This window comes from Massilia brevitalea (assembly GCF_030711405.1).
Taxonomy (GTDB): Bacteria; Pseudomonadota; Gammaproteobacteria; order Burkholderiales; family Burkholderiaceae_D; genus Telluria; species Telluria brevitalea.
The window spans coordinates 1-8,250 of sequence record NZ_JAULSI010000086.1; the positions used below are offsets into that span (position 1 = coordinate 1).

General features: G+C 55.5%; 8 protein-coding genes. All 8 read left to right on the forward strand.

The window, feature by feature from the left end; genetic code table 11:
- The coding region (locus QWL29_RS26010; protein ID WP_305825758.1) for a DUF305 domain-containing protein at window positions 1-647 on the forward strand (647 nt) is incomplete at its 5' end.
- A gap of 92 nt (window positions 648-739) precedes the next feature.
- Window positions 740-1,168 carry a YybH family protein gene (locus QWL29_RS26015; RefSeq protein WP_305825759.1) on the forward strand — a complete coding sequence of 143 codons (429 nt, stop codon included), beginning with the start codon at window positions 740-742 and terminating at the stop codon, window positions 1,166-1,168.
- Between the two features lie 24 nt (window positions 1,169-1,192).
- The gene (copC, locus tag QWL29_RS26020; protein ID WP_305825760.1) at window positions 1,193-1,561 is read left to right on the forward strand and encodes a copper homeostasis periplasmic binding protein CopC; all 369 of its coding nucleotides are present in this window, start codon (window positions 1,193-1,195) and stop codon (window positions 1,559-1,561) included.
- Complete coding sequence (locus tag QWL29_RS26025) at window positions 1,562-2,461, forward strand: CopD family protein (protein WP_502572781.1); 900 nt, start codon at window positions 1,562-1,564, stop codon at window positions 2,459-2,461.
- A gap of 701 nt (window positions 2,462-3,162) precedes the next feature.
- A complete protein-coding gene (locus tag QWL29_RS26030; RefSeq protein WP_305825762.1) occupies window positions 3,163-3,879 on the forward strand; it encodes a DUF305 domain-containing protein in 717 nt (238 codons plus the stop codon).
- An 81-nt stretch (window positions 3,880-3,960) separates the two neighbouring features.
- Entirely contained in the window at window positions 3,961-4,290 is a 330-nt protein-coding gene (locus tag QWL29_RS26035) for a four-helix bundle copper-binding protein (protein ID WP_305825763.1), read from the forward strand.
- Window positions 4,291-4,530: 240 nt separating this feature from the next.
- Complete coding sequence (locus tag QWL29_RS26040) at window positions 4,531-6,876, forward strand: heavy metal translocating P-type ATPase (RefSeq protein WP_305825764.1); 2,346 nt, start codon at window positions 4,531-4,533, stop codon at window positions 6,874-6,876.
- Between the two features lie 7 nt (window positions 6,877-6,883).
- A complete protein-coding gene (locus tag QWL29_RS26045; RefSeq protein WP_305825765.1) occupies window positions 6,884-8,227 on the forward strand; it encodes a hypothetical protein in 1,344 nt (447 codons plus the stop codon).
- The last annotated feature ends 23 nt before the right edge of the window (window positions 8,228-8,250 follow it).

An 8,250-nucleotide genomic window follows, 5' to 3' on the forward strand; every position in this document is an offset into this window, starting at 1 on the left:
ATTGTTCAGAAAGCGCGTCTATAACCAGGCGGGTCTTGACAGCTACGTTCGCCTTTATCGCTGTGTCCGCAGGCGCAATGCCTCAGCATCAAAGCGGCGCACACGGCGCCGCCGGACACGACATGGCGAAGATGCACTCGATGGACTCAATGCACAAGAGCTCGCCAAACGCCGTAAAAGCGCCCTACGAGCAGCAGTTCTTGGACACGATGGCAATGCACCATCAGATGGCGATGCATATGGCCAGCTTGGTAGACAGTCGTACTGACAGCCAGCACCTCAAGGACATGGCTAAGAAGATGATGGCCGAGCAGGAAAAAGAGATTGCCCAGCTCAAGGGATGGAAAGAGCAGTGGTATGCCGGCAAGCCAGAGGCGATAAACATGAAAATGCCAGGGATGCCAGAGTCGATGAAGGGAATGTCGAGCGAAAAGCTGACCTCCGCCAAGGGTGAACAGTTCGACCGGCAGTTCGTGGACATGATGACCCAGCACCACAAGGGCGCCATCAAAATGGCCCAAACTGCAGCGCCAAAACTCCAGCATGCCGAAGTTAAGGAGTTTGCGAACAAGCTCGTCGAAACGCAAAAGAAGGAAGTGGCGCACATGGCCGAGATGAAAAAATCTTGGGCAACGCCGAAGAAGTAAGAAGTTCGAGAGCAGTTAGAGCACGACAAGTTTAGTAATCGAAAATCGGCTTGTCGGGCTGTCCCCCAACCATTACAGACATATAAAAATCTATGCGCCAAACACTTTTTGCCATCGCGCTCTCTGCCGCGTCCCTCCAGGCATTCGCTGCGACTCCACTCGAAACCGTCTCTGCGTTTCATGACGCGCTGTCAGCGGGAAAGGCCGACGCGGCTACTGTCTTCCTGTCCCCGACTATCCAGATTTTCGAGTCGGGTTACGTCGAGCGTTCACGCGACGAATATGCTGGCCACCATCTGCCAAGTGACATGGCCTTTGCTAAAGCGACGAGCCAGACGGTCATTCGCCAGAACGAGCGAGTTGAGGGGAATATCGCCATTGTCACACGCGAAACGGAGACAAAGGGCAAGTTCAAAGGAACGAACGTCCACTCGTTTGGAACGGAGACCGCCGTATTGGAAAAGCAAGGTGACAAGTGGCTCATCACGCACGTTCACTGGTCTTCCCGTAAAGCTAAGTAATCAATAACTACCTCGAGGTTGAACATGAAAACTATCCAAAAAATCGTAACCGCATGTGTCTTTGCGGCAGCTACCCTCGCAGCCCCGCTCGCGATGGCACACGCGAAGCTTACTGCTTCGAATCCGACGCCAGGAGCCGTGTTGGAAACGGCGCCGGCCGAAATTTCTCTAACCTTCAACGAGAAAGTTGAACAAGCGTTTAGCACCGTGACGTTGACTTACACCGACGGTAAGGTTGTCGAGACTGAGAAGGCGAAGGTCGATGCCGCCAACCCGGCAATTGTGCGCCTCCAAACTAAAGGTCTGACCACGGGTACTTATACCGTCAAATGGGCCGTAGCCGGCCATGACGGTCACCGCCGTACAGGCACGTTCTCGTTCTCGGTGAAATAAGTGGATAGCGTCCTGGGCCTTCAAGTTGGGGCAGTCGTTGCCTTGAACGCCGCGTTCGCGTGGCTTGTTGGCTCATGGCTGGCCCGCCGTTGGCTTGTGGCGTCAGGTATTCCACGTACGGACGCTGAAGCCCTACTGCGCTCAGGCGACATTGTCGCGGCTACACTCGGCGTACTAGGAACAGGTGCTATGTTGTGGGCATCCGCCGCCGTGATGGGGGGCGTAAGCTTACAAGAAGCCAAGGACGTAGTCTGGCAGATGTTGACCATGACAAGCATTGGGCGGGCCGGCTATATCTCATTTTTCGCGATTACCGTAGTACTGGTCATTCGAGTACTTCATTCGACGGGGAAGTGGCGTGAGTGGACAGTACTTGCCGCCTTAAGCCTCTTCGCGTTTGTACGCGCGTCAATGGGGCATGCTGGTGAAAACGGTTTCTGGACGCTTCCCTTCGCGGTGGAGGTAATCCACCTCACTGCGATGGGCGCATGGACGGGCTTAGTAGCTGTCTCAGCGTGGAAAGCGATAGGCAACGGCGCAACCCAACCTGACTTGAACCGACTGGCTCACTACCTTGAATCAATGTCTGCAGCTGCAGTAGTTGCTGTCATAGCCGTATTCGCCACGGGCTTGTTTAACGCCTGGAACAGAGTTGGAACTGTGGACAACCTGCTTGCCAGTAGTCTGTACACGACGGCACTCGTAGTGAAGCTCTGCTTTGTAAGCGTGGCGCTTGTCCTCGGTGGCTATAACAAGGTGTTCGGACTTGCACGTGCACGGCACTCTACGCCGGGGCTGCAGTCTGTAAGGCTTGTTTTGATTGTTGAGAGCGTTGTTCTACTTGCCGCGTTAATTGCGGCCGCTGTCCTGACCTCGCAGCAGCCACCAGCGGCTATCTGACCTTGGACTGCGCAGGCAGCTTGGCGGGGGCAGGCGCATACTCCACAGTAAGCGACGAGTACTTGCCAAGTAGTTGCCTGGCGCCAGTCTAGCTTCAAAGGACGGACTTCAACCTAGCGTTTTCGTATCTAGGTTTTCCTGACAGTACGGTGTGCCCCAGGTTTTTTCTCGCTGCTAGACTGCCAACATGAAACGAGGTCTTTCCCGCGTGTGCATGCTCTGGCTCCTATTGGTGGCCGTCCCTCTACAGGGACTAGCTGCTGTGGTAGGAGGGTGCTGCGTACGCGCACAGACACAGTCGATGATTTTGGTGCCTAGTGGCGGTGAAGCTAGAGTAGCCTCGAAGATGCCGTGCGAGGACACAGGCAGCATGCAGATGGTTGAGGATGACTCGACCGGCGAACCTTCCCAACAGCAATTAAAGAAAACTGGCTCATGCAAGCCTTGCGCAGCATGCGGTCTAGGAGCAGGTGCTCCTCCGCCAGTGCACTCGCCCAAAATTCAGTCGTTTAAAAACGACTCTCCCGTAGTAACCCCACTTGGCATATTCGCAAGCCACATCTCAGCTGGCTTAGAGCGACCGCCGAAATTCCTCTCCGTAATCCTGTAAGCATTCCAGCTTGTCCCTGGCTGCCGTTTTCGTTATGGCGGTCGTCGAACTTGCATGCACGTTATCGCTTTCATTACGTTTAGAGGAAATCATGAATTCCAAACTCTCCGCAAATACCGGAAGGGCAGGTCGCGTCCACCGCTCAGGCTGGAGTCAGGCGGCTGTTGCCGTCATGGCTGCCGGCACTCTTCTTCTCTCGTCCGCCGCATCAGCTGAAGGCCCAGGCGACAGAAGAACGGCACGATTCGAAAAGAACTATTTGACCTTCATCATTGACCACCATTACTCGGCCCTGCGTATGACAGAACTTGCGGCAGGTAGTGACCGGGTCCGAGACCCGGCCATCATTAACCCTGACGAAGGTACGACACCTACGCCAGGCTACGCAGAAAGCATCCCTAAGGCATCCGCCGAAGAAATTCGTTCGATGTCGCGCCAAGCCAACCGCGGTCAGCGTGAGGAAATTGCAAAGGCCCAGCGAATGCTGCGTGAGTGGTACGGAGTCTCGTACGTGCCCAAGCTCGCCCCCTCCGGGATGCAGATGATTCAAATGCTTGAGCGGGCCCCTGCTGGACGCCAGTTCGATGAACAATTTCTCAAGGTGTTTAGCAGCCACCACTTTGCTGCGCTAAGCCCTAGCATCGAATGCCAGGTCAAAAGCGACCTATCTCACGATGGTCTTCGCCGGTACTGCGACAACATCGTAACGATGCAGAAGAACTCAATTAACGACATGAGGGAAATGCTGTGCAAGCAGTTCCGTGACTGTGACTTCGTACCAGTTGCAAACGTACGCAGACTCGACTAACCGTCACGCCGCCTGGGTCGGTTTTGAAACTGACCTAATTTCGTACTACGAGTAACTTGACCTTCACATTTGGAGAACGACATGGACATGAATAATTTTCAGAGCTGTATCGATGCATGCAACGCCTGTGCCAACGCTTGCGACAACTGCGCAGCAATGTGTTTGAAGGAGGAACACGTGGCAGCGATGGCAAAGTGCATCGCTTTGGACATGGACTGTGCACAGGCCTGCCGCTTTGCTGCAGCACTGATGGCGCGCGGGAGCGAACACGCCGCAGCGGTTTGCCGTATGTGCGCAGAAATCTGCAAAGCCTGCGCCGATGAGTGCGGACAGCATCAAATGGACCATTGCCAAAAGTGTGCAGAAGCCTGCCGGCAGTGCGCGGCTGAGTGCCAGCGAATGGCAGCTTAAATCTAAACCTTCTCAAAAGTAGGAAGTTCAGATACCGCATCTTCACGCGGTATCTGAATGTCTCAAAACCGCTTGACCTTCCAATCATGGGAGGGTCTACAGTGAGTCATCACGCTTTAGTTCAATGAGCTAACTGCAAGTCTTTAGGAGCTAGGTATGACGACGGAAACGCACGGAGACCACGAAGCGCATAAGCACTCTGGGATGCAATCCCCAGGCCATGCTCACGCTGTAGGCAGCATGACCTCTTCTGACCAACCAACAGACACGAAGCCGTTCACTGACCCTGTGTGCGGCATGAAAGTAGGTCCTAACGCGGAGCGGGAGATTGCCTATGACGGCGAGGTATATCACTTCTGCAGCGCAAAATGCATGGACAAGTTCAGGGCCGCTCCTGGAAGTTATTTAGCCCCGGCGAACGCAGCCGAGGTACGCCTACAAGCACCGGCAGGGACAATTTATATCTGTCCGATGCATCCTGAGATTCGACAGTCCATGCCGGGAAATTGCCCGATTTGCGGTATGGCGCTAGAGCCTGAGCTTCCGTCTTTGGACGATGAGGAGAATCCGGAACTGGTGGATTTTCGCCGGCGTTTCTGGTGGACGCTACCACTAACAGCAGTTCTCTTTGCACTGGCGATGTTCGGTCATGTCCTTTTCCCGGCAGGCGTAGCTGGGCAAAATTGGATTGAGTTAGCGCTAAGCACACCAGTCGTTCTTTGGGCCGGCTGGCCATTCTTCGTGCGATGGTTCCAATCCATCATACGCATGAGCCCGAATATGTGGACGCTCATTGGCACAGGGGTCATGGCTGCGTATGGCTATAGCCTCGTTGCTACGTTAGCTCCTAACGCTTTCCCGGCCACTTTTGCCAGCCACGGGCGTATCGGTGTCTACTTTGAGGCGGCAGCAGTAATCGTTTCGCTGACGTTGCTCGGCCAAATCCTGGAACTGCGTGCGCGCTCCCAGACTTCGGCTGCCATCAAATCGTTGCTGGGTCTAGCCCCCAAGACGGCGCGCCGTATTGCATCAGACGGGAGCGAAGAAGATGTTCCCCTGACCCATGTACACGTTGGAGATTCCCTCAGAGTTCGCCCAGGCGAAAAGGTCCCGGTAGACGGACTGGTGGCGGAAGGGGAAAGCGCCGTTGATGAGTCGATGCTTACAGGTGAACCCGTTCCCGTCACAAAACGACCTGGCGACCGGCTCATAGGCGCGACCATCAACACAAGCGGCAGCCTCGTAATGACTGCAGAGAAAGTCGGCTCAGAAACCATGCTGTCACAAATTGTACAGATGGTTTCGCAGGCCCAGCGTTCGCGCGCGCCAATGCAGCGTCTGGCTGACTCGGTGGCTGGATATTTCGTAGTCGTTGTCGCGGTAATCGCGCTTCTGACCCTTGTGGTCTGGGGACTGTTTGGCCCGGAACCAAGCTGGGTTTTTGCGTTCGTCAACGCGGTGGCAGTACTTATCATTGCTTGTCCATGCGCATTAGGCTTGGCGACGCCAATGTCCATCATGGCGGCAACTGGAAGGGCCGCAACCCAAGGAGTGCTGTTCCGCGACGCAGCTGCTATCGAGGACCTTCGAAAGGTGAACACTATCATTGTGGACAAGACGGGCACGCTAACGGAAGGAAAGCCGGCGTTCAATACCGTTGTCGCGGCGCCAGGGTATAACGATGAGTACGTCTTGCAGCTTGCCGCCAGCCTCGACCAGGGCAGCGAGCACCCGTTAGCTCACGCAATCGTGGCAGAGGCGAAGAACCGAGGGATTTTGCTATCGAAGCCCGAAACCTTCGAGTCTGCCAGCGGTATTGGGGTGACAGGTATCGTAGGCGGAAAACGGGTTGCACTGGGAAATACCGCACTGATGGAGTCTGTGAATGTCGACTGGCGTGCCCTTACGGGACCCGCTGAGAACCTGAGGGCCGAGGGCGCCAGCGTAATGTACCTCGCCGAGGGAGGCGTGCTGGTAGGTCTCCTGGCGGTATCTGACCCTATCAAGGCAACGACAATAGAGGCGCTGACGAATCTCCGTAACGACGGGATAACTGTTGTGATGGCTACTGGGGATGGAATCACCACTGCTCGCTCAGTTGCCTCAAAACTCGGAATAGAGGAGTTCTACGGCGAAGTAAAGCCGCAGGACAAACTTGCTTTGGTAGACAAGCTGCAGAAAGAGGGGCGGGTTGTCGCAATGGCTGGCGACGGTATTAACGACGCGCCTGCGCTCGCCAAAGCGAACGTCGGCGTAGCCATGGGTACGGGGACGGATGTGGCCATCAACAGTGCCCACATCACCCTTGTGAAGGGTGACCTGCGCGGTATCGCTGTCGCTCGCTCTATTTCGGTACAGACGGTGCGAAATATGTGGCAAAACCTCGGCTTTGCCTTCGTCTATAACGCGCTTGGGATACCACTGGCCGCTGGAGTCCTGTATCCGTTCACTGGACAGCTCTTATCTCCAATGGTTGCCGCACTTGCCATGAGTCTTAGCTCCGTCTCAGTAATCACCAACGCTTTACGCCTTCGCGGGCAGACGGCGGCGCCGAACAGCCGAGCCATGAGCTCGCACCAAGGATAGGAACCACATGCGAAATTCCGAAATCGTTGGCGACAACCAGGTAACGAATTATGACTTGGCCACGTTGCCAGCAGAACAGCTCAACAGTTCCTGCTTTTGCAGCAGCTTAGATAAGTCGGCCTTGAAGTCGGCGCTGTCCTGCGAAGTGCATGACGATATGCTATTTGAACTGATAGAGGAACGTTGCCCGTACTTGTTCTCGGCACGGCCCGTTTTCATTTCCAGTACCCAGGCGGACAGAATCGAGGAGGTAGTACGCGCCCTTGAGTCTGTTATTGAGCTCCCTGCATTCCGAGAGCTTGTACTGGCCGAGGCGCCCGACATTGCCAAGAAAGGGGCCAGCGGCGCACGAGGGGTGTTTTTCGGATACGACTTCCACCCAGACGGTGCGAACCTTGGCCTCATTGAAATAAATACAAATGCTGGAGGCGCGATGCTCAACGCTGCTATGGCAAGGGCGCATCGAACCTGCTGTCTGGACGATACTCAGCTGGCGCAAGCTGTCCTTTCCGGCGCCGTGTTCGATGACGAGATAGTGCAGATGTTCCAGGCAGAATGGGCCTGCGCAAAGCGAGCTTTGCCTTTGCGAACCATTGCGATAGTCGACACTCAACCTCAGCAACAATACCTCTACCCAGAGTTCCTTCTGTTTCAGCGGCTCTTCGCCACGAACGACATCAATGCCGTCATTGCCGACCCGGGTGAACTTAACTTCAAAGATGGCGCGCTGTGGTCTGGTGAGTTTAAGATTGACCTGGTCTACAATCGGCTTACCGACTTCATGCTCGAGGCGCCTGAGTCGCGCGCTCTGCGTGACGCGTACTGCGAGGACGCGGTTGTACTCACCCCGCACCCGCACGCTCACGCTGTCTACGCGAACAAGCGAAACCTCACGATATTGAGTGATGCCACCGCACTCGAAGCACTTGGGGTACCCCAGGCGACTATCGACATATTGGTCGCCAACGTGCCTTTCACCGAGAGCGTCACGACCAATAACGCGGAACGATTGTGGAACGAGCGACGCAATCTGTTCTTCAAGCCTGTCGCTGGATACGGAGGCAGAGCGGCCTACCGGGGCGACAAGGTAACGAAGCGGGTTTGGCAGGAAATCTTGTCGGGCGAATACATCGCTCAGCGAGTTGTCGCTCCTGGCGTTCGGGTTTCCGGTACGGCTGACAGTCCCAAGACTTTGAAGTTCGACTTGCGCAGCTACGTGTACAACAGCCGAGTCCAGTGGACAGCCGCGCGTGTCTATCAGGGGCAGACCACGAACTTCAGGACTCCGGGCGGCGGATTTGCACCTGTCTACAGTCTGGGCGATGAAGAAGTGAATCGCTCCGGGTTTTGAGGAGGCTCCATTGTTTGAGAGAA